Raw genomic sequence first — 20,773 nt, 5'->3', positions numbered from 1 at the left:
CCGGCGAGCGGCGCCTCGGTCGCGTTCCTCGCCGAGGCGAGCGGACCCGCCGAGGAGGCGGATCAGGCGTCGCGAAACAGCGCGCCGCTGTCGGCCCCGGACGGTTCCCCCGCCGGTCGCGTCTCCGGACGTCCCGCCGGTTCAGGCGTCGTCGAGGTCCTCCGCGGCGCGCCGCAACCGCAGCAGCACCTGGAGCTCCAGCGCCCGCCCCCGCCACTCCCGGCCGAGCAGCCGGTCGAGCGCCGCGAGCCGCTGATAGACGGTGTTGACGTGCACGCGCAGCGCCGCTGCGGTGGCCGTGGGCCGGCGGCCCTGGTCGAGGAACACCTCGAGCGTCCGGAGCAGCGGGACGCCGCGCGCGGCCTCCTCGGCGAGCACCGGCCCCAGCTCGCGCGCCGTCTGGTCGCGCAGCTCCTGCCGGCCGGTGCGGCTGAGCAGGACCGCGAAGACGCCGAGGTCGGCCGCCCGCGCCAGCACGGCCGTCCGGCCGAGCGTCGTCATGACCCGCGCGGTCCGGCTGGCCTCCGCGTGCGCCGCGCGCAGCCCCGCGGGCTCGAGCACTGGCCCGGCCAGGCCCGCCGCCGGCGCCTCCTCGCCGCCCCAGCGCAGAGACAGGTCGAGGTCGGCGGGGACGACGAGCACCAGCTGACCGCGGTGCACCGCCGAGGCGACGCGCTCGCCGAGGCGCAGGCCCGCCACGTACCGCCGGGCGCGCTCGGGGTCGCCGCCCGCGACCACCACGAGGTGCGCCCGACGGGGATCGAGGCCCGCTCCCCACCAGCGCCGGCTCTCGGCGGCCGGGTCCTCCTCGCTCCGGCTGAGCAGGTCGATCGTGGCGATGTCGCGGCCGAGCTGCACCGCGCGGGCGGTCGCCCGAGCGCCGGCGAGGGTCAGCGCGATCAGCGGAGCGGCGCGCTCGACGAGCAGCGCCGCATCGACGGCGGGTGCAGCGGAGTCGGCGGACTCCGCGTCGTCGACGACCAGCGCGCCGAAGAGAGTGCCCGCCGCCAGCACCGGCTGCACGAGCGCCTCTCCCACCCGGATCCGGCCCGGATCGCCCGACTCGCCCGCTCGGGCGAGCGCCACCCCGATCGGCCCGGCACCGGGGTGCGCGAACCAGCGCACCGGCGCGTCCGTCATCGCCCGCACCCGCTCGACGAGGGAGTCGGGGTCGCCGCCCGCGAGCACGGCCGCGGTGAGCTCGGCGTCCAGGCGCAGCGTCGCCGCCAGCCCGTCGCGCGCGGCCCGCAGCTCCTGCGCTCTGCTGGCGTTGTCGAGCGCGACCGCGGCGTGCGCGGCGAGCGCCGTCAGCAGGCTGATCTCGTGCTGCCCGAAGCGCCGCTCCTCCCGCTTGGCGGCGAGCAGCACGCCGAGGATCTGCCCGCGCACGCTGAGCGGCACGCCGAGCAGGCCGCGGATCGACTCGGCGGCGGCGGCGCGATCGGCGCGCGGCTCGTGGACGAGGGTCTCGTCCGCCGCGTAGTCCGAGGTCCACCGGGGCGCTCCCGCGTCGAGCACGGCGCCGACGAGCCCGGCCGAGCTCGGCAGGCGCACGCCGACCAGGTGCGCCGAGCGGTCCCCGCTGGCGACCCGGATCTCGAGGTCGTCCTCGGCGATCAGCACCACGTAGGTCAGGTCGACGCCCAGCAGCCGCCGGGCCTGGTCGACCACCTCGACCAGCAGCTCGCCCGGATCGGCGACGGAGGCGAGCCGGCCTGCGATGTCGTTCAGTGCCGCCAGCTCGACCGCCCGGTGGCGCCGCTCCTGCAGCAGCACCGCGATCTCGACGGCCGCGCGCGCCTCGGCGTCGACGACGGACTCCTGAGCGCCCGCCGCCAGCAGCGCGACGCGGTGCGCCTCGAGCGCGGGCAGGTCGGCCTGGTCCGCGAGGAGGTCGAGCCACTGCTGCCGTGCCATGGAGGCATCCTCCACCCTGAGGCTCGAGAGTGGAAGGTCCGTCCATTGTCGGCGAGGGCGGGGAGGACCGAGAGTGGAGCGTCCCCGAGCGGCACCGCCGCCCCCAGCTCAGGAGCTCCCCATGAACAACGTCGTTCCCCACCCCGATCACGGCCTCTCCGACGTCGCGCCGACGCCCGGCAGCGCCGGCCCCGCCGCCGTCGCCGACACCCCGCCCGTCCTCACCGGACCGCTCCGGCTGCGCCGGCTCTCGGTCGGCCTCGCCCTCGTCTACGTCGCGATCCTCGCGATCAACTCCGGCGGCCTCGGCATCCTCATCCCGAACCTCGTCGCCGACCTCGACGCCGCGAACAAGATCGGCAACCTCGCGATCGTCACCACGGTCGCCTTCCTCGCCAACGTCTTCGCGCAGCCGATCGCCGGCGCGCTGTCGGACGCGACCCGCTCGCGCTTCGGCCGCCGCTCCCCCTGGATGATCGGCGGGGCGCTGCTCGCGGGCGGCTTCGTCCTCGGCCTCCCGCTGGCGAGCTCGGTGGTGATGGTCGCCGTGATCTGGCTCGTGGTCCAGCTCGGCCTCAACGCCCTGCAGGCCGCCGCGACCGCCCTGGTGCCCGACCGCTTCCCCGCGGCCAAGCGCGGCGGCGTCTCCGGAATGATCGGCCTCGGCATCACCGTCGGCAACGCGGCCGGCGCCGTCATCGCCGGCTCCACGGTCGGCTCGGGCGCCCTGCCCTACGTCGTCCTCGCTGTGCTCCTGCTCGTGATCGTCGCGCTCTTCGTCGTGGTCAACCCCGACCGCTCCAGCCGCGACGACGTCGCCGCTCCCCGCCAGACCCTCGGCGAGTTCCTCCGCGGCTTCTGGGTCGACCCCCGCAAGCACCCCGACTTCGCCTGGGCCTTCGCCGCGCGCTTCCTGATGGTCATCGGCTTCTACGGCGCGCAGACCTTCGGGCTCTACATCCTGCGCGACTACATCGGCCTCAGCGACGAGGCGTCCAACGGCTTCGCCGCGCAGATCGGCATCGTGCTCCTGCTCGGCGTGCTGATCTCCGCGCTCACCAGCGGAGTGCTGTCCGACCGGATCGGGCGCCGCAAGCCCTTCATCGTCTGGGCCTCGGTGATCATGGCGATCGGCCTCGCCGTCCCGCTGGTGCTGCCGACCACCACCGGCATCCTGATCTACAGCTTCCTGCTCGGCCTCGGCTTCGGCGCCTACATCTCGATCGACCTCGCCCTGATGACCGAGGTGCTGCCCGTCTCGATGACCTCCGGCGCCAGCACCGCGGGCCGCGACCTCGCCATCCTCGGCCTCGCCACGACGCTCCCCCAAGCGCTCAGCCCCTCGATCGCGGCCGGGCTCGTCTCGCTCACCGGCGGCTACCCCGTGCTGTTCGTCTCGGGCATCGTGTTCGTGGTGCTCGGAGCGCTCGCGGTGATCCCGATCAAGTCGGTCCGCTGACCGGCACGGCCCCGGGACCCGCGGCGGGGTCCCGGGGCCGACCTGCGTCCGCCGCCCCCTGCTCCCCTGGCCGCCCCTCGAGAAAGACGGACCGATGCGACTCCACACCACGACGACCGGAGACGGCGAGCGCCGGCTGGCCCTCGTCCACGGCCTCGGCGCCGACGGGGCGACCTGGGCGCCGCTCGCCGAGCGGCTGGTCGCGACCGGCGAGTACACCGTCACCACGGTCGACCTCCGCGGGCACGGCCTGAGCGACCGCGCCTCCCGCTACCGCCTCGACGACTTCGCCGACGACCTCGTCGAGACCCTGCCGGCGGGCCTGGACGGCGTCGTCGGGCACTCGCTCGGCGGCGCGGTGCTGGTGCGCGCGGTGCCGCGCCTCCGCCCCGCGCAGGCGGTCTACCTCGATCCGGGCTTCGCGCTCGCGCTGCCCACCGCCGGAATCGCGGGGCGGCTGTTCTGGGCGGTCCCGCAGCTCACGATGGGCGTCGCCGGCCTGGTGCAGGCCCGCAAGGGGGCCGCGGTGCGCCGCGGCTACCCGCCGGAGATCCGCGCCGCGCTGGATGACGCGCGCGGCCGGTTCGACGCCTCGATGGCGATCGGCGTCTTCCGCGACGTCGCCTTCCACCCGGTCGCGGTCGGCGCTCCGGCCGTGCCGTCGGTCCTCGTGCTCTCCGACGACTCGCCCGCCGTGCTGCCCGATGCCGTCGTCGACCGGCTCGAGGCGGCGGGCTGGGGCGTGCGGCGCGTCCCCGGCGTGCACCACGACCTGCACCTCGAGGCGCCGGAGCGGACCTTCGAGCTGGTCGCCGGGCTCCTCCGTCCCGGCGCGGAGCGGCGCTGACCGGCACGGCACCCCATGGCGAGCCGACGGGCCCGGCGGCGCACATCGGCGACTCATAGACGACCGAGACGAGCCGCATAGCGCGCCTTCCTACTGTCGGGACGTCGAGCGGACCCCACCGCTCGGCCTCCCCGACCGAAGGACGCCATGTTCGCCACCTATCTCCGGCGAGAGCTGACCAACCGCCGCCGGCAGACGATGATCATCGCCGCCGGAATGGCGCTCGCCATCGCCCTCGTGATCCTCGTCACCTCGTTCTCCGCCGGAGTCCGCAGCGCCCAGGCCTCGGTCCTCGAGTCCGTCTACGGCGTCGGCACCGACATCACCGTCACCCAGGCCGCCGTCGCCCCGACGGAGGGGCAGGCCCCCGGCCAGCGCTTCGACTTCGGCTCGACCGACGGGACGACCGACGACGGCACCACCTCCGTCAGCCAGTCGCGCCTCGAGGCCGACCGCGGCACGACCACCTTCGACGCCTCGGCCGTCGCCACCGCGCAGGGCGTGACCGACGTCTCCGCCGCGATCGGCGTCCTCGCGCTGAACAACACGACCTTCAGCGGACAGCTGCCCGACTCCGCCCAGCAGGGCGGCACCAGCGGCACCGGCGGCACCGCGGGTCAGGGCGCCGCAGGCACCGCTCCGGCGGCCGGCGAGGCGCCCACGGGCGGCCCGGACGGCGCGGGAGGCTCCTCCTTCGGCGTCGACTCCTTCTCGGTGCTCGGCCTCGACCCGGCCGGCTCCGCGATCGGCCCCCTGGCCGACGTGAGCCTCACCGACGGCCGCACGTTCACCGCGGACGACGCGGGCCAGAACGTCGTCGTCGTCGACTCCTCCTACGCGACCACGGCCGCGCTGTCCGTCGGCTCGACCGTCGACATCGGCGGCACCGACTTCAGCGTGATCGGCATCGTCACGACCGACTCCACGGACGCGAGCACCGCCTCCGACACGTACATCCCGCTCGACGTCGCCCAGACTCTCTCCGGCCAGGCCGGACTGATCTCCTCCGTCTACGTCCAGGCCGCCTCCTCCGAGGACATCTCCTCGATCCAGACCGCCCTGCAGACCGCGCTGCCCGACGCGACCGTCTCAACGCAGGCCGACCTCGCCTCGAGCGTCTCCGGCTCGCTCTCCACGGCGGGCAGCCTCGTGGCGAACCTCGGCACCTGGCTCTCGCTGCTGGTCCTCGCCGCCGCGTTCCTGATCGCGATCCTGTTCACCGTCTCGGGCGTCACCCGGCGCACCCGCGAGTTCGGCACGCTCAAGGCGATCGGCTGGAGCAACGGCGCGATCGTCCGCCAGGTGGCCGGCGAGTCCGTCGTCCAGGGGCTGATCGGCGGAGCCGCGGGCATCGTCCTCGGGCTCGTCGGCGTCACGATCGTGAATCTGATCGCGCCCACCCTCTCGGGCACCTCCACCACCACCTCGGCGATGGGCGCCGGCGGTCCCGGCGGCGGCTTCGGCGGAGGCGGCCCCGGCGCCGCGCAGACCGCCGCGGCCACCGAGGTGGCGCTCTCGCTCCCCGTCACCGTGCCGGTCATCCTGCTCGCGGTCGGCCTCGCCGTCCTCGGCGGACTCCTCGCCGGAGCCCTCGGCGGCTGGCGCGCCTCGCGCCTGCGCCCCGCGGCCGCGCTCCGCTCGGTCGGCTAACCCCCTCGTCTCCTCGACTCCTCGTCCCCGGAAGGACACCCGCATGTACACCCTCACGAACGTCACCAAGAGCTACGACGGAGCGAAGACGACGGTCACCGCGCTGAAGGACGTCACCCTCACGATCCCGGACGGGCAGATGGTCGCGATCCAGGGCCCGACCGGCGGCGGCAAGTCGACGCTGCTGCAGATGCTCGGCGCGCTCGACCGGCCCACCTCGGGCACCGTCGTCCTCGGCGAGCACGAGATCTCCTCGGCGGGCGACGCGCGCCTCGCCGCGATCCGGGCGCGGGAGGTGGGGATCGTCTTCCAGAGCTTCAATCTGATCCCGACGCTCACCGCGCTCGAGAACGTCGAGACGGCCCTCGCTCCGCAGCGCATCCCGCGGGCGGAGCGGGCCGAGCGGGCGAAGGCGGCCCTCGCCTCCGTCGGCCTCGCGGACCGGCTCGACCATCTGCCCGCCGAGCTCTCCGGCGGTCAGCAGCAGCGCGTCGCGATCGCCCGCGCACTGGTCAAGAACCCGACGGTGCTCCTCGCCGACGAGCCGACCGGCGCCCTCGACGAGGACACCCGCGACGACATCATGACCCTGCTCGAGACCCTCTGGAAGGACCTCGGCCTCACCCTCGTCATCGTCACCCACGACTCCGCCGTCGCCCGTCGCGCCCAGCGCCGCCTGCACCTCAAGAACGGCCACGTCCGCGACGTCGCCTGAGCCCATGCTGATCGAGTAGCCCGCGCAGCGGGCGTATCGAGATCCACCACCGTTCGAACAGCGGGTCTCGATACGCGCTGCGCGCTACTCGACCAGCAGAAAGCGCCTGCTCCTCGGTCGGCCGCGCCTCCCGCTGAGGCCCAGCCTCAGCCCGCGTGCTCCCGCAGGAACGCCAGTGCACGCGGCCACGCGTCCGTCGCCGCGTCCGCCCGGTACATGCCCTCGTTCGCGTCGTTGAAGAACGCGTGCCCGGCTCCCGGATACACGACGATCTCCACGTCCTTGCCCGCGGTCGCCTCGCGGATCCCGGGGACCTGCGCCATCAGCGGTTCGTCCTGGTCGCCGTAGAATGCGAGGACCGGCACGCGCAGCGAGCCGAGCTCCTCCGCCGAGGCCGTGTTGTGCCCGTAGAACGGCACGGCCGCGGCCACGCGCGGCTCCGCGAGCGCGAGGGCCCAGCTGAAGGTCCCGCCGTAGCAGAAGCCGGTGACGGAGACGCTCGTCGTCCCCTCCTCGCGCAGGAGCCGCTCGACCAGCGCCCGGAGGATCGCGATCGTCCGCACCGCGTGCTGCGGCGTGAACACCGGGGCGAAGAACGTCCGCAGCTCCACCTGGCGCGGCAGCCGGCGCACCGGGTGGTCGTAGTCCGCGCGCTGCTCGGTCTCGAGCTGCTCGAGCAGCCCGCTGTCGGCGAGCAGCTCGGGCGCGACGACGCGGAAGCCCTCTGCCGCGTAGCGGTCGGCGACCGAGCGGATGTGGCCGTCGACCCCCCACACCTCGTGGATCAGGATCAGGACGCGCCCGCCCTCTCCGCTGCAGTACACCGGTACATCGTGGTCGGCCAGGGTCCAGGTCTCATCGCTCGTGGGCATCTGCGCACCCTAGCCCCGCCGGCCGGGAGCACACCCACCGGTGGACCTCCGGCACGCAGAACCTCGTCCGGCTCGTCGAACCGGCCGATTCCCGCGAGCCGGAGCCGATTCCGCGAGCCGGAGGTGCCCCGGAGGTGCGCTCAGCCCGCCGCAGCAGTGAGCGGCGGCGCCACCAGGATCTCGTCCCACTCCCCCTCGGGCCGCTCCCAGCGGAAGCCGTGCCGCTCGTAGAGCCGGCGCGCGGCGCTCCCCCGCAGCACGTCGAGGCGGAAGGGCCGGTCGGCGCGCCCGTCCTCGAGCATCACCCGCCGGAGGACCGCCCCGCCGATCCCGCGCCCCTGCGCGGCGGTCGCGAGGTAGAAGTGCTCGATCCAGACCGCGTCGTCCTCGAGTCGCGACGCGATGCAGCCGACGACCTGGCCGTCCGCCTCGATCACGCGGGTGTGCTCGGGCCGGTAGCCGTCCAGGAAGCGGTGCCGCACCCGGTGCTCGTCGTAGCGGTCGAGCCGCTCGAGGTCGGGCCGCATCACGACGGCGCGCAGCTCGGCGATCACCGGGGCGTCGTCGAGCCGCCCCGCCCGGAGGCTCCAGCGCGGAACCCCGTCGAGCTCAGCGCCCACGGGGCTTCCGGGTCCGCCGCACCGCCGGCCGCGCGGTACCGCCGGGGCGGGCGGGCTTCTTCTTCCCGCCGCCGGCCTTCTCCAGCTTCTCCCGCGCCTCGCGGGCCTTCGCCTTCGCCGCCTTCGCCCGCGACTCGACCTTCGGCGTCGCCGCCGTGCCGCGCGTGGTGTTCGCGCTGCGGCCGCGGACCACGCCGATGAAGTCCTCGACGTCGTCGGTCTTGTCCTCGGTCGCCCAGGCGAGCCGGACGCTCGTGGGCGCGACTCCGGTGACGGGGACGACCCGCACGTCCTTCCGGCTGTGCACGCGGGCGACGGACTGCGGCACGATCAGCACGCCGACCCCGGCCGCGACCTGCTCGACGGCGTCGTCGAGGCCGGTCATCCGCGGCAGCGCCCGGCGGGTGCCGTCCGCGATCTCCGCGGCGAGCGCCGCCCACTCCGGCACCGTCTCCGGCTCCTGCAGCAGGTGCTCGTCGGCGAGGTCGGCGACGTCCATCTCCTCGGCGTCGGCGAACGCGTGCTCGCGGGGCAGGATCGCGACGGGCTGCTCCTCGTAGAGCAGGATCGAGCTGACGGAGTCGCTGCGCACGTCCCCGCGCACGAAGACGATCTGCGCGCGGCCGTCGTGCAGCACCTCCTCCTGCTCGCTCTCCGCGATCGGGAGCACGCGGAGCCGCAGGTCGGGGCGGCGCTCGGACCAGACCCGGGTCCACTTGGTCGGCGTGACGCCGGGCACCAGGGCGATCAGGAGCGCGGGGCCCTCGGGCTCGGCGTCGTCCGGCTCGGCGTCAACGGGCTCGGTGGCGTCGGGCTCGACGTCGTCCGGCTCCGGCATCTCGAGGTCCGTCTCAGCGGCATCGGCCCCGTCGTCCAGGCCGACCGCGTCCTCGCGGGGTGCCGGCTGCTCGCGGGGGTCCGGCTCGTCGCTCATCCGTCCAGGGTAGGTCCTGCACGCCCACCGGTAGGGTTGCCGCATGGCCAAGGCGACACAGACGATGAAGGCTGCGACCGCGGCGAAGAAGCTCCAGATCTTCCTCCCCGCGACTCCGGAGGAGTTCCAGGAGTCGGCGATCACGCGTGAGCAGTACGACGACCTCGTCGCGAACCCGCCCGAGTGGCTGACGACGCTCCGCGAGACCGGCCCGCACCCGCGCCCCGTCATCGCCTCGCGCCTGAACGTCTCGATCTCTGGCCTCGCCCGCGGCGGCATCGACGAGGCGCTGACCACCGAGCAGATCCAGGCCCTCCTCGACGAGGTCCCCGAGTGGCTCCGCGTCGAGCAGAACTCCTACGCCGAGGTCCGCCGCGAGCAGGCCCGCCTCAAGTCCGAGCGCGCCGCCAAGGACGCCGAGTCCGCGTAAGCCGGACTGCCGCGAGATGCCACTCGTGCACGCGACGCGCCGTGAAAGGCGTGCACAAGTGGCATCTCGCGGAGGGGGCTAGGCCGGGACGTCCACCCAGGCGCCCGCCGCCGAGGCGTCGAGGACGGCGTCGGTGATGCGGGCGGCGCGCAGGCCGTCCGCGAAGGTCGGCAGACCCTCGACCTCGGCACCCGCGACGGCGGCGTAGGTGTCCCGCGCGAACGCGGTGAACGCGTCCTGGTAGCCCATCGGATGCCCGCTCGGCACGATCGAGAGCCGCGCCGCATCCGGGCGCAGGATCGACCCGTCGCGCGGAACGAGCGTCGCGCTGTCGCGCCGCCCGACCCACAGCGTCTCGGGCAGCTCCTGCTCGAACCGCAGCGACTCCTCGAGCCCCGAGACCTCGAGCACCAGCTCGTTCCGGTGCCCGGCGGTCACCTGCGAGACGAGCAGCGTGCCGACGGCGCCGCCCGCGAGGCGGACGATCACCCCGGCGGCGTCCTCCGTCTCGACCCGACGCCCGCCGCGCTCCGCGTGCACCGTGCTCGTGAGCGACGCGAGCGACGCGATCCGCTCGCCGGTCACGAACTCGAGCAGATCGACCAGGTGCGAGCCGATGTCGGCGAAGGCGCGCGAGCGCCCGCCCGCCGCCGGGTCGACGCGCCAGTTGTCGTCGGAGGCGCCGAGCAGCCAGTCCTGCAGATAGCTCCCGCGCACCGTCACGAGCCGCCCGGTCTCACCGGCCGCGACCCGCGCCCGCGCCTCGCGCACCATCGGGTGGAACCGGTAGGCGAACGGCACCGTGGCGACCACTCCGGCGGCCGACGCGGCGTCGACGAGCGCAATCGCCTCCGCGGTCGTCGCCGCGAGCGGCTTCTCGCAGACCACGTGCTTGCCCGCCGCGATCGCCGCCAGGGCGAGCTCGGCGTGCGTCCCGTTCGGCGTGCAGACGTGCACCACGTCGATCGAGTCGTCCTCGATCAGCGCGCGCGCATCGTCGTGGGCGACCTCGAAGCCGAGCTCGCCGGCCGCCCGCTCGCCCTTCGCCGGGCTGGAGGAGGCGATGCCCGCGAGCACCGCGCCCGCACTGCGGGCCGCCCGGCTGTGCACGGCGGCCATGAAGCCGCCGCCGAGCACGCCGACCCGCAGGGGTCCGCCCATCAGACGAGCGTCGCTTCGCTCGGGTCCCAGTCCTCGGGCAGAGCGGGGCGCGGCGCGACGGTGCTCTCGACGAGCACCTTCTCGCCGGTCTCGGCGGCCTCGAGCAGCGACAGCATCACGTCGGTCACGTGGTAGGCCAGATCGCCCGAGGCCGCCTCGGGACGGTCGGCGCGGATCGCCCGCGCGAGCTCGAGCACGCCGGTGCCGCGCGAGGCGGTCGAGCCGGTCGCCTGGACGACCTCCGGCTCGGACCCGCCGCGCCGGTACAGCGTCAGCTCGCCGTCGTGCATGTTCGGATCGGGGAGCACGAGGGTGCCCTCGGAGCCGTTGATCTCGACGAAGCCCATCCGCGGCAGGCTCGACTCGAAGCTCCAGACGCCCTGCGCCGAGGCGCCGGACTCGAAGCGCAGGAGCCCGCCTATGTGCGTCGGGATCGTCACGGGGAACTCGGTGCCCTCGCGTGGGCCGGAGCCGACCGTCCGGGTGGCCCGGGCCTGCGAGGAGACCGCGGTCACGCTCTCGACCGGGCCGAGGTTCTGCACGAGGGTCGTGATGTAGTACGGCCCCATGTCCAGCAGCGGTCCGCCGCCGGTGGTGAAGAAGAACTCGGGGTTCGGGTGCCAGCCCTCGGGGCCGGGGCCCTGGAAGAGCGTGATCGCCGAGAGCGGTGTGCCGATGGCTCCGCCCTCGATGAGGCGCTGCGCGGTCTGCAGGCCGGCGCCGAGGAAGGTGTCGGGCGCCGTCGCGACGCGCAGCCCCTTCTCCTTCGCGAGCGCGAGCAGCTCGACGCCGCTGTCGCGATCGAGCGAGAACGGCTTCTCGGTCCAGACGTGCTTGCCCGCCTCGACGGCCTGGCGCGCCACCTCGACGTGCGCGGCCGGGATCGTGAGGTTCACCACGATCTCGATGCCGGGGTGCGCGAGCAGCTCGTCCACCGTGCCCGAGGCCGGCACGCCGAACGCCTCCGCCTGCGCCCTCGCGCGGTCGAGGTCGATGTCCGCGACGAAGAGGACCTCGAGGTCGGGGAAGACGGTGAGGTTGGTCAGGTACTGCGTGCTGATGTTGCCGGCGCCGATGACGCCGACGCCGACGCGCCCCGCGCCGCTCATGCGCCGAGCTCCGAGACGTAGCGGAGACCGGAGGCGAGGCCCTCGAAGACGTCGCCCGCGTAGGCGTCGAACTCGAGGACGGCCAGGGCCTGCGGGGCCGCGGCGAGGATCGCCGGAACGTCCATCGCCCCCTCGCCCGCGGGCAGCTGCTCGGACGTCTCCTTCGAGATCGGCCCGTCCTTCACGTGCAGGAACTGCACGCGATCACCGAGGCGGCCGAGCACCTCGACCGGGTCGTCACCGCCGACCGCGGCCCAGTAGGTGTCCAGCTCGAGGACGATGCGCGGGTCGAGCAGGCCCGAGAGGTGCTCGAAGGCGCTGCGGCCGTCGACGCGGTTCTCGAACTCGAAGGCGTGGTTGTGGTAGCCCAGCACCAGCCCGCGCGAGGCGGCGGAGTCGACGAGCCCGTTGAGCTCGTCGGCGATGGCCTTCACGCCGTCGGCGCTGGTCCAGCGCTCCGGATCGACCATCGGTTCGATCACGGTCTGCACCCCGAGCGAGGCGGCGAGGTCGAGGATCTCCTCGACCGGCGCCCCGGCCTCGAGCAGCCGGGCGTGCGCGCTCGGCGCGGTGAGGCCGGCGGCCGGGAGGGCGGAGCGGTAGGCGTCGGCGCGGTTCACCAGGTCGAAGAGCTCGACCTTCGCGAATCCGAGTCCGGCGAGCCGGTCCAGCGCGGCCGGCAGGTCCTCCGCGAGCGCGTCGCGGACCGAGTAGAGCTGGACGGAGAGGTCTGAGGGTGTGGCCACCGGGGGGTGCTCCTGATCGACGTCGAACATTGGTCCCCCGACCCTACGCGGACTTTTGCTTCCCGCCAAGCAAAACCCCGGGCCGCGGCGCGGGAAAGCCTGCTCCCGACGCGCAGAAGCCGACCCCCTGTGGTTGACTCCAGCCATGTCCCCGCGCCGCCGCTCCTCGATCAGCGCGGTGGGCGAGCTGCTGCTCCTGCTCGCCGACGGCGCGGCGCGCACCCGGGCCGACGTCGTCGCCGAGACCGGCCTGCCCCGCGCCGCCGTCTCCGCGCAGCTCGACGCGCTGATCGCGACGGGTCTCGTCGCCCGCCGCGACGACGCCCCCTCCTCCGGCGGGCGCCCGGCCGGCCGCGTCGCCTTCGACGCCCGCGCGCGCAGCCTCCTCGTGATCGACTTCGGTGCCGCGCACGCCACCGTCGCCCTGACGGACCTCGACGGCCGCGTCCTGGCCGAGCGACGCGAGGCGATCGCGATCGCGGACGGCCCGCAGGTCGTCCTCGGCCACGCCCTCGACGTCGCCGACGCGCTGCTCGCGACCCCCGGCGCCGGTCCGCTCGCGGGCGTCGGCGTCGGCGTCCCCGGCCCGGTCGAGCACGCGACCGGCCGCCCGGTGAAGCCGCCGATCATGCCCGGCTGGGACCGCTTCGACATCCCCGCCGCGGTCGGCCGCCGCCTCGCCGTCCCCGTCCTCGTCGACAACGACGTGAACCTGCTCGCGCTCGGCGAGCACGCCGCCCACTACGCCGACGTCGACGACCTCCTCTACGTGAAGGTCTCCACCGGCATCGGCGCCGGCATCGTCAGCGGCGGCGCCCTCCAGCGCGGCGCCCTCGGCGCGGCGGGCGATCTCGGCCACGTGCAGGTGCCCGGCGACCGCGGCGAGGCCGACCTCGAGGCGATCGCGAGCGGCTCGGCCATCGCCCGCCGCCTCACTGCCGCAGGCCTGCACACCGCCGCCGGCCTCCCGGTCGCCCGGACCTCCGACGTCGTCGCCCTGCTCACCGCGGGCGAGCCGACCACCGTCGAGCTGACCCGCGCCGCCGGCCGCGACCTCGGCGAGGTGCTCGCGACCTGCGTCAACCTGCTCAACCCCTCCGTCATCGTCATCGGCGGCAGCATCGCGGAGGCGAGCCACGAGGTCCTCGCCGGCGTCCGCGAGGTGGTCTACCGCCGCTCCCTCCCCCTGGCGACCCGCGCCCTCGACATCGTGCAGGCCTCCGGTGACACCGGCGGCGGCGTCCGCGGCGCCGCCCTGATGGTCCGCCGCCACCTGCTCTCCCCCGCCGAGGTCGACGCCTTCCTCAGCGCCTGACCCGGCCTGGGCCCGGGCCGACCTCCCCCCGCCGACGGCGTGCCGGTTGGGCAGGACGGCCCGGGAGGCAGAGAATGAATCGGTGCCCGATCTGCAGCTCTCGTTCCCCTGGGAGACGCAACCCGTCTTCGTGGACGCGAAGCCGCCGCACCTCCGCCGAGTCGTCGCCGACTCCTCCGACCGCGTCGCCTGGCTGCGCGCCCGCTCGCGGGGCATCACCGCGACCGACGTCGCGCGCCTCTCCTCCCCCGCGGCGATCGATCGCGCCGCGCTCGACAAGCTCTACGGCTCGAGCTTCAGTGGCAACGCCTTCACCGACCACGGCCGCGCCCGCGAGCCGGAGATCGCCGCCTGGGTGCTCCGCGAGCACGCGATCGAGCCGAGCAGCACCCTCTTCCACGCGAGTCAGGAGCGCCGCCACCTGGCCACTCCCGACGGCATCGGCCTCCGCGAGGACGGCCGCCTCGAGCTCTGCGAGATCAAGACGACCTCGAAGCAGTGGCGCAGCATCCCGCGCCACTACCTGCGCCAGGTCTTCTGGCAGCAGTACGTCCTCGGCGCCGAGCGCACTCTCGTCGTCTGGGAGCAGCACCGCGACTTCGTCCCGATCGACGCCGTCCCCGAGTTCCGCTGGGTCGACCGCGACGAGGACGAGATCCACGTGCTGGTCCGCCTCGCCGGCATGCTGATGGCCGAGCTGCACGAGAGAACGCGCGCGGGCCGGCGGTGACCGCCCTGCTCCTGCACGGCCTGGGCGGCGACCGCTCCCAGCCGCTCGGCCTCCTGCGCGCGGCGCTGCCGGCCGGCACCGAGGTCATCGCGCCGGACGTCCGCGCCCACGGCGCCTCCGAGCTGATCGGCGGCGCGGCCGACTTCTCGCTCGACGCCCTGGCGGACGAGGTGACCGAGCACGTGATCCGGGCCGGAGCCGCGCACAAGCCGCTCACCGTCCTCGGCATCTCGATGGGCGCCGCGATCGCCCTGCGGCTCGCCAGCCGGAAGGTCCTGCCGATCGACCGCGCCGTGTTCGTGCGCCCCGCCTTCACCGCGGAGCCGCTGCCGGACAACCTCACGGTCTTCCCCGTCATCGCGCAGCTGCTGCACGACCACGGCGCCAAGCGCGGCGAGCGGCTCTTCCGCGCCTCCGGCCTCTTCGAGCGCGCGGCCCAGGTGTCGCCCGCGTCGGCGGAGGCGCTCTGCCTGCAGTTCCGCTCGCCGCAAGCGCAGGAGCGCGCGGTCCGCCTGGCCGAGATCCCGCGGAACGCCGCCTACCGCGACTCCGGCGAGCTCGGCGAGGTCATCGCGCGCACGCTCGTGATCGCGGCCGACCGCGACCCGGTGCACCCGGTCGCGGTCGCCGAGCAGTGGGCTAGGGCTCTTCCGGACGCAGACCTCGAGCAGGTCCCGTCGCGGGACGCAGGTGTGTCGCAGCAGCAGGAGCGGATCCGCGGTCACGTCCGGGAGTGGCTCGGTCGCTGAGCTCCCGGCCGGTCGCGGCCGCCCGGAACTCCTCGCCCGCCCGCCCACCCTTGAACTCCTCGCCAGCGAGGACGAGCCCGACGACGGCCAGCCAGAGCACCGCGATCGCCGTCGCGACGAACTCGAGGGTGCCGCCGACTCCCAGCCACAGCCGCAGCAGCGAGAAGATCGCGCCGGTCCCGGCGACCAGGGCCACCGCGACTCCCGCGACCAGCGAGAGTCGGGCGACGCCGGGCCGCTCCCGCGCCGTGGCGAGCTGCAGCATCGCCAGACAGGCCGCGGAGAAGCCGAGCACCGCGGCGGAGGTGTGGATCAGGTCCTGCCAGCTGAACCGCGGTCCGACCGGGAGCGGGCAGCCCGCCGAGCAGGTCACCTGCGAGGCGAGCGCGAAGCACAGAGCGGCGAGGAGGATCGCCAGCGCGGGCCGGAAGCCGGGCAGCAGCCGCGTCCGCACCGCTCGCGCCCCGATCGCGATCGCGACACCGCCCGCCGCGACGAGCAGCAGGGCGATGCGGAACGTCCCGGCGGTCGGCAGGTCCGGCGCGCCCATCTCGCTGACGTAGACCCAGCGGCTCGTGCCGATGCTGAAGCGGGCTGCCAGCAGCAGAGCGAGTCCCGCGAGGACCAGGAGCGCCCCCGCCACGAGAAGGGGGCCGTTCGCTCGTCGTCGCACCCCTTCATGGTGCCAGACGGCACAGGGAGCGCCACCCGGGGATCGGTTCGTCACTCTCCCCTCCCGTACGGGGGACAGGAAGGCTTTCTTCTCCGAGGGGTGACACCGCCGAAACAGCCCGGACTCATTACCGGGCTTGACTGAACGCGGCGCGCGGAAGCGGGGTCGGTCGGGGCGGACAGCCGCCTCCCGCCTGCTCGAAGGACCACCGGCGCCGGATCAGGAAAGGGCGATGATGCACAACAGCGCGCTCGGCCACGGCCTCGCGATCGGCGACATCCCGGAGGAGGTGGTGCTCCCCGAGACGATGACGGCGGCGGTCATCGACGCCCCGGGCGACTGCTCGGTCCTCCACCTGGCGACGGTGCCCACGCCGACCGCGATCAACGCCGAGTTCGCCGTCAAGGTGATCGCGGCGGGAGTGAACCCGCTCGACGTGAAGACGCGAGCGGGCAAGGGAGTCGCCGCGCAGATCCCCTCCTACCCGGCGGTGCTCGGCCACGACTTCTCCGGCATCGTCGTCTCGAGCCCCTATCCGGCGCACCCGCTGCGCCCCGGTGACGAGGTCTACGGCTTCGTGATGGTGCCGCGCTACTCCGGCTCCTACGCCGAGTACGTCAGCGTCCCGAGCGTCTCCCTGGCCCGCAAGCCGTCGACGCTCTCGCACGTCGAGGCGGCGGGGGTGCCGCTCGCCGCGCTGACCGCCTGGGGCATGGTCGTCGAGCTGGCGAAGGCGCACGAGGGCCAGCGGATCCTGATCCACGCCGGGTCGGGCGGCGTCGGGCACTTCGCCGTGCAGTTCGCCGCCTACTTCGGCGCGTCGGTGATCGCGACCGGCTCGACCCGCAACCTGCAGTGGCTGCGCGAGCTCGGCGCCGACCAGGTCATCGACCACACCACCGAGCGCTTCGACGAGCTGCTGTCCGGCGTCGACGTGGTGATCGACCTCGTCGGCAACGTGCACGACAGCACGGGCTCCCGCTCACTGTCGGTGCTACGCCCCGGTGGGCTGATCGTCAACGCGCCGACCGGCAGCTGGCCGGAGTTCTTCGAGGAGGCGGCGGCCGCGGGAGTCCGCGCCTCCACCTTCCGCGTCGCCCCCGACGGCGCCACGCTCGGCGTCGTCTCCCGCCTGCTGGAGTCCGGCGACGTCCGCGTCTTCATCGACGGCGTCTTCCCGCTCTCCGCCGCCGGCGCCGCGCACGCGCAGCTCGAGACCGGCCACACCCGCGGCAAGCTCGTCCTCACCGTCGCCGAGGGCTGACCCCCTCCCCTCCCGCGAGATGCCACTTGTGCACGCGACACGCCGTGTCGGGCGTGCACAAGTGGCATCTCGCGAAGGGAAGCAGGACGTCAGGGCAGGGGGCGCTCGAGGACGAAGTCCTCCTCGAGGCGGCCGCCGACGAGGAAGTGCCGGATGCCGACGACCTCGAAGCCGTGCTTCGCGTAGAAGCGGCGTGCGCGCTCGTTCTCCTGGTTCACGCCGAGCCAGACGCTGAGGGCGCCGATCGCGCGCGCCTCGTCGAGGGTCGCGGCCATCAGCCGCGCCGCGATCCCCGAGCCGTGCCGGTCGGGCAGCGCGTAGCACTTGCTCAGCTCGATCGTCGGCCGGACCGTGACCGCGACCGCCGCCTCGGGGTCGGACGGCTCGCCCCGCACGAGCATCGTGTAGCCCAGCGCGCCGGAGTCGTCCTCCGCCAGGAACAGCACGCGGCCCGAGTCGGCGAGGTAGCCGCGGAAGCGCTCGACCGACAGCACGATCCGTATGAAGTCCGCCTTCGCCTGGTCGGTGACGTGCGGCGGGCAGGCGAGCGGGAAGGTCGCGGCGGCGACGGCGGCGAGCTCCTCGGCGTCAGCGGCCGAGGCGCGGCGGACGGTCACGGGGTCGATGCTCGGGGGGAGGGAGTCGGACACGCCGTTCAGTATGCCCGGCGCACGCGGCGCCCCTGGAACGACGAAGGAGGGGACCCGCCGAAGCGGATCCCCTCCCGTCACTGCCTGCGCAGCTCAGTGCTGTGCCGAGGCTCAGGCCAGGACGTTGACGTCCAGCGGGATACCGGGGCCGAAGGTCGTCGAGACGGCGGCCTTCTGGATGTAGCGGCCCTTCGAGGAGGACGGCTTCAGGCGGACGATCTCGTCGAGAGCCGTCTTGAAGTTCTCCTGGAGCTGCTCCTCCGTGAAGGCGGCCTTGCCGACGACGAGGTGCACGTTGGCGTGCTTGTCGACGCGGAACTCGATCTTTCCGCCCTTGATCTCGGTCACGGCGCGAGCCACGTCCGGGGTCACGGTGCCGGTCTTCGGGTTGGGCATGAGGCCGCGGGGGCCGAGCACCTTTCCGAGACGGCCGACCTGGCCCATGAGCTCCGGGGTCGAGACCGCGGAGTCGAACGAGGTGTAGCCGCCGGCGACCTTCTCGATGAGCTCGGCGCCGCCGACCTCGTCGGCGCCCGCGGCGATCGCGGCCTCAGCGGCCGGACCGGTCGCGAACACGATGACGCGAGCGGTCTTGCCCGTGCCGTGCGGCAGGATGACCGTGCCGCGGACCATCTGGTCGGCCTTGCGCGGGTCGACCCCGAGCTTGAGCGCGACCTCGACGGTGCTGTTGAACTTCGCGGAGCCGGTCTCGCGCGCGAGCGCGACGGCCTCGTCGGCGGTGTAGAACTTGCCCTCTTCGAGCTTGGCGGCGGCGGCCCGGTAGGCCTTCGACTTCTGTGCCATGTTGTTTCTCCTTGAAACGAGAATGTGGTTCTAGAGCCTGGCGGGCTCTCCCACGGTGTGAGTTCTGGAAAGGCGGAGGGACTAGCCCTCGACCGTGATGCCCATCGAGCGAGCCGTGCCGGCGATGATCTTCGAGGCGGCCTCGATGTCGTTCGCGTTGAGGTCGGCCTGCTTCGCCTCGGCGATCTCGCGGACCTGCGCCATGGTGAGCTTCGCGACCTTCACGGTGTGCGGGGTCGACGAGCCCTTGGCGACGCCGGCGGCCTTCTTGATGAGCTCCGCCGCGGGCGGGGTCTTCAGGATGAAGGTGAACGAGCGGTCCTCGTAGACGGTGATCTCGACGGGGATGACGTTGCCGCGCTGCGACTCGGTCTGCGCGTTGTACGCCTTGCAGAACTCCATGATGTTGACGCCGTGCTGACCGAGCGCCGGACCGATCGGGGGGGCCGGGTTCGCGGCGCCCGCCTTGATCTGGAGCTTGATCAGGCCGGTGACCTTCTTCTTGGGGGCCATTCAGGATTCCTTTTCTCAGGGTTCGAGCGGTCGGGGGCTCCCGGCCGCTCTCCCGCGCATCCGACGGAGCCGGATCGCGGTGGAGGAGGGTCGGTCGGCGCGCACGCGGACGGGCGCCGACACGAAAACCCGTACGAGCTTACACGGCCGAGGCCCTCCCCGACAGTGCGGGAAGGGCCTCGGCCGGACGGGGGCCCGTCGTCAGAGCTTCGTGACCTGGTCGAACGACAACTCGACCGGGGTCTCGCGCTCGAAGAGCGAGACGAGGACCGTGAGCTTGCCGCTCTCGGGCTTGATCTCGCTGATCGAGCCGGGAAGACCCGCGAACGAGCCCTCCTTGATCGTGATGGTCTCGCCGATCTCGAAGTCGACCTCGGCGGGCAGCACGCGCTGCGCCTGCTTCTGACCCTTGACGCCGGCCGTCTTGGACGGCGCGACCTCCTTGATCTCGACCAGGCTCTTCAGCATCGTGAAGGCCTCCTCGAAGCGCAGCGGCGTCGGGTTGTGGGCGTTGCCCACGAAGCCGGTGACGCCCGGAGTGTGGCGGACGACCGACCACGAGTCCTCGTTGAGGTCCATGCGCACCAGCACGTAGCCGGGGATGCGCACGCGGGTGACCATCTTGCGCTGGCCGTTCTTGATCTCGACCACGTCCTCCATCGGGACCTGGACCTCGAAGATGTAGTCCTCGGCCTCGAGGGAGACCTTGCGGTTCTCGATGTTCGACTTCACGCGCTTCTCGAAGCCCGCGTAGGAGTGGATGACGTACCACTTGCCCATCTTGCCGCGCAGCTCGGCGCGGAACGCCTCGTACGGGTCGATGTCGGCGAGGTCCTCGCCCTCGGCCTCCGCGTCCTCCGCGGCGACCTCGGCCTCGTCCTCGACAGCCTCGAGGGCCGCTTCGGCCTCCTCGACGGTGTCGATGTGCGCGGCCTCGTCGACGGCCGAGTCGGCCTCGGGGTCGTCCACGGAGCCGATCGCGTCGAGCGCGGCCTCGAGGTCCGACGCGAGGTCGTCCTCGGACTCGTTCTCGTCGATGACGCTCAGGGCGCCCTCCTCGGCGGGCTCGACGGCGTCCTCAGCCTGAATCTGGGTGTCGCCCTCCTGAACCTCGTCGACCTCGGACGACTGCTCGGCGGCGGTGGCCCAGTCGACGTCGTCGCGGTTTCTGTCAGACACTCGTAACTCTCTCTCGATCGATCGGCCGCGTCCCGTCGGGATTCGCGTGCCGCTGCCGTCGGCGTCCCCCGCTCGTGCGGACGGGACGCTCCCGGGTCGGGTGGCGGGGGTCAGGACGCCGGTGTGCCGAACACGTAGGTCACGGCGAGCGCGAACACCCAGTCCAGCAGCGACACCAGCGCCATCATGATCACGACGAAGATCAGGACCACGACGACGTAGTTGCCGAGCTCCTTGCGCGTCGGCGTGACGACCTTCTTCAGCTCGGCGATGACCTGCCGGATGAAGAGGGCGATGCGCGCGAACGGACTGCGCCGCGCCTCGCGCTGCTGATTGGCGATCGCGACGACGTCCTCGCTCGGCTCGTCGACTGCTTTCCCGGCCACCTGCACGCACCTTTCCCGCACCGGAACCTCCGGTGTGGCCGACCGCCCGT

General features: G+C 73.5%; 22 protein-coding genes. 9 read left to right on the top strand and 13 right to left on the bottom strand.

The features are described 5' to 3' along the window. Window positions 1–141: 141 nt before the first annotated feature. The gene (locus tag MT355_RS02180) at window positions 142–1,917 is read right to left on the bottom strand and encodes a GAF domain-containing protein (protein ID WP_243598361.1); all 1,776 of its coding nucleotides are present in this window, start codon (window positions 1,915–1,917) and stop codon (window positions 142–144) included. A gap of 121 nt (window positions 1,918–2,038) precedes the next feature. Between MT355_RS02180 and MT355_RS02175 the strand changes: the two genes are divergently transcribed. The 4 genes from MT355_RS02175 (at window position 2,039) to MT355_RS02160 (ending at window position 6,588) form a co-directional block, all read left to right on the top strand. Beyond that, entirely contained in the window at window positions 2,039–3,376 is a 1,338-nt protein-coding gene (locus tag MT355_RS02175; protein ID WP_165909138.1) for an MFS transporter, read from the top strand. A gap of 94 nt (window positions 3,377–3,470) precedes the next feature. Then, a complete protein-coding gene (locus tag MT355_RS02170; RefSeq protein ID WP_243598360.1) occupies window positions 3,471–4,223 on the top strand; it encodes an alpha/beta fold hydrolase in 753 nt (250 codons plus the stop codon). A 147-nt stretch (window positions 4,224–4,370) separates the two neighbouring features. After that, the gene (locus MT355_RS02165) at window positions 4,371–5,873 is read left to right on the top strand and encodes an ABC transporter permease (RefSeq protein ID WP_243598359.1); all 1,503 of its coding nucleotides are present in this window, start codon (window positions 4,371–4,373) and stop codon (window positions 5,871–5,873) included. A 43-nt stretch (window positions 5,874–5,916) separates the two neighbouring features. Then, on the top strand, window positions 5,917–6,588 hold the full coding sequence (locus MT355_RS02160) for an ABC transporter ATP-binding protein (RefSeq protein ID WP_243598358.1): 672 nt from the start codon (window positions 5,917–5,919) through the stop codon (window positions 6,586–6,588). A 146-nt stretch (window positions 6,589–6,734) separates the two neighbouring features. On the opposite strand, the gene MT355_RS02155 is transcribed toward MT355_RS02160, so the two are convergent. The 3 genes from MT355_RS02155 to MT355_RS02145 form a co-directional block, all read right to left on the bottom strand. Further along, on the bottom strand, window positions 6,735–7,460 hold the full coding sequence (locus MT355_RS02155; protein ID WP_243598357.1) for a dienelactone hydrolase family protein: 726 nt from the start codon (window positions 7,458–7,460) through the stop codon (window positions 6,735–6,737). A gap of 140 nt (window positions 7,461–7,600) precedes the next feature. Then, window positions 7,601–8,080 carry a GNAT family N-acetyltransferase gene (locus MT355_RS02150; RefSeq protein ID WP_243598356.1) on the bottom strand — a complete coding sequence of 160 codons (480 nt, stop codon included), beginning with the start codon at window positions 8,078–8,080 and terminating at the stop codon, window positions 7,601–7,603. Next, window positions 8,070–9,014, bottom strand: a complete 945-nt coding sequence (locus MT355_RS02145; protein ID WP_243598355.1) for a LysR family substrate-binding domain-containing protein — start codon at window positions 9,012–9,014, stop codon at window positions 8,070–8,072. Before MT355_RS02145 ends, MT355_RS02150 begins: the two co-directional genes overlap by 11 nt. Before the next feature lie 43 nt (window positions 9,015–9,057). Here MT355_RS02145 and MT355_RS02140 point away from each other — a divergent pair, with 43 nt between their 5' ends. Continuing rightward, the gene (locus MT355_RS02140) at window positions 9,058–9,444 is read left to right on the top strand and encodes a DUF5997 family protein (RefSeq protein ID WP_243581339.1); all 387 of its coding nucleotides are present in this window, start codon (window positions 9,058–9,060) and stop codon (window positions 9,442–9,444) included. 78 nt (window positions 9,445–9,522) lie between these two features. On the opposite strand, the gene MT355_RS02135 is transcribed toward MT355_RS02140, so the two are convergent. From MT355_RS02135 to MT355_RS02125, 3 genes are read right to left on the bottom strand one after another with little or no spacing between them, the layout of a single operon-like run. Then, window positions 9,523–10,605 carry a Gfo/Idh/MocA family protein gene (locus MT355_RS02135; protein WP_243598354.1) on the bottom strand — a complete coding sequence of 361 codons (1,083 nt, stop codon included), beginning with the start codon at window positions 10,603–10,605 and terminating at the stop codon, window positions 9,523–9,525. Continuing rightward, entirely contained in the window at window positions 10,605–11,714 is a 1,110-nt protein-coding gene (locus tag MT355_RS02130; RefSeq protein WP_243598353.1) for a Gfo/Idh/MocA family protein, read from the bottom strand. The genes MT355_RS02135 and MT355_RS02130 overlap by 1 nt, the downstream gene beginning before the upstream one ends. Continuing rightward, window positions 11,711–12,460 (bottom strand): sugar phosphate isomerase/epimerase, encoded by a 750-nt coding sequence (locus MT355_RS02125; protein ID WP_243598352.1) that lies wholly within the window; start codon window positions 12,458–12,460, stop codon window positions 11,711–11,713. Before MT355_RS02125 ends, MT355_RS02130 begins: the two co-directional genes overlap by 4 nt. Before the next feature lie 145 nt (window positions 12,461–12,605). On the opposite strand from MT355_RS02125, the gene MT355_RS02120 reads away from it, so the two are divergent. The 3 genes from MT355_RS02120 (at window position 12,606) to MT355_RS02110 (ending at window position 15,254) form a co-directional block, all read left to right on the top strand. Then, window positions 12,606–13,775, top strand: coding sequence for an ROK family transcriptional regulator (locus tag MT355_RS02120; RefSeq protein WP_243598351.1), 1,170 nt, complete (start codon window positions 12,606–12,608; stop codon window positions 13,773–13,775). Between the two features lie 82 nt (window positions 13,776–13,857). Further along, complete coding sequence (locus MT355_RS02115) at window positions 13,858–14,505, top strand: YqaJ viral recombinase family protein (protein ID WP_159422160.1); 648 nt, start codon at window positions 13,858–13,860, stop codon at window positions 14,503–14,505. Then, complete coding sequence (locus MT355_RS02110; protein WP_243598350.1) at window positions 14,502–15,254, top strand: alpha/beta fold hydrolase; 753 nt, start codon at window positions 14,502–14,504, stop codon at window positions 15,252–15,254. The genes MT355_RS02115 and MT355_RS02110 overlap by 4 nt, the downstream gene beginning before the upstream one ends. Here MT355_RS02110 and MT355_RS02105 read toward each other — a convergent pair. Next, on the bottom strand, window positions 15,145–15,927 hold the full coding sequence (locus MT355_RS02105; RefSeq protein WP_243598349.1) for a DUF998 domain-containing protein: 783 nt from the start codon (window positions 15,925–15,927) through the stop codon (window positions 15,145–15,147). The two genes, MT355_RS02110 and MT355_RS02105, sit on opposite strands and share 110 nt — an antisense overlap. Before the next feature lie 235 nt (window positions 15,928–16,162). Between MT355_RS02105 and MT355_RS02100 the strand changes: the two genes are divergently transcribed. Further along, window positions 16,163–17,191, top strand: coding sequence for an NADP-dependent oxidoreductase (locus MT355_RS02100; protein ID WP_374204635.1), 1,029 nt, complete (start codon window positions 16,163–16,165; stop codon window positions 17,189–17,191). Between the two features lie 89 nt (window positions 17,192–17,280). On the opposite strand, the gene MT355_RS02095 is transcribed toward MT355_RS02100, so the two are convergent. The 5 genes from MT355_RS02095 to secE form a co-directional block, all read right to left on the bottom strand. Continuing rightward, window positions 17,281–17,841, bottom strand: a complete 561-nt coding sequence (locus tag MT355_RS02095) for a GNAT family N-acetyltransferase (RefSeq protein ID WP_243598348.1) — start codon at window positions 17,839–17,841, stop codon at window positions 17,281–17,283. 111 nt (window positions 17,842–17,952) lie between these two features. Then, window positions 17,953–18,645, bottom strand: a complete 693-nt coding sequence (gene rplA / locus MT355_RS02090) for a 50S ribosomal protein L1 (protein ID WP_123447821.1) — start codon at window positions 18,643–18,645, stop codon at window positions 17,953–17,955. A gap of 81 nt (window positions 18,646–18,726) precedes the next feature. Then, the gene (gene rplK, locus MT355_RS02085; protein ID WP_123737387.1) at window positions 18,727–19,158 is read right to left on the bottom strand and encodes a 50S ribosomal protein L11; all 432 of its coding nucleotides are present in this window, start codon (window positions 19,156–19,158) and stop codon (window positions 18,727–18,729) included. 201 nt (window positions 19,159–19,359) lie between these two features. Next, entirely contained in the window at window positions 19,360–20,337 is a 978-nt protein-coding gene (gene nusG, locus MT355_RS21495; RefSeq protein ID WP_123447823.1) for a transcription termination/antitermination protein NusG, read from the bottom strand. Between the two features lie 110 nt (window positions 20,338–20,447). After that, window positions 20,448–20,723 carry a preprotein translocase subunit SecE gene (gene secE / locus MT355_RS02075; RefSeq protein WP_123447877.1) on the bottom strand — a complete coding sequence of 92 codons (276 nt, stop codon included), beginning with the start codon at window positions 20,721–20,723 and terminating at the stop codon, window positions 20,448–20,450. Window positions 20,724–20,773 lie beyond the last annotated feature (50 nt).

It is taken from the genome of Rathayibacter sp. VKM Ac-2929 (genome assembly GCF_022815495.1).
GTDB lineage: Bacteria > Actinomycetota > Actinomycetes > Actinomycetales > Microbacteriaceae > Rathayibacter > Rathayibacter festucae.
Note: the sequence above shows the minus strand (reverse complement) of the source record. Positions and strands in the feature narration are given on the sequence as shown.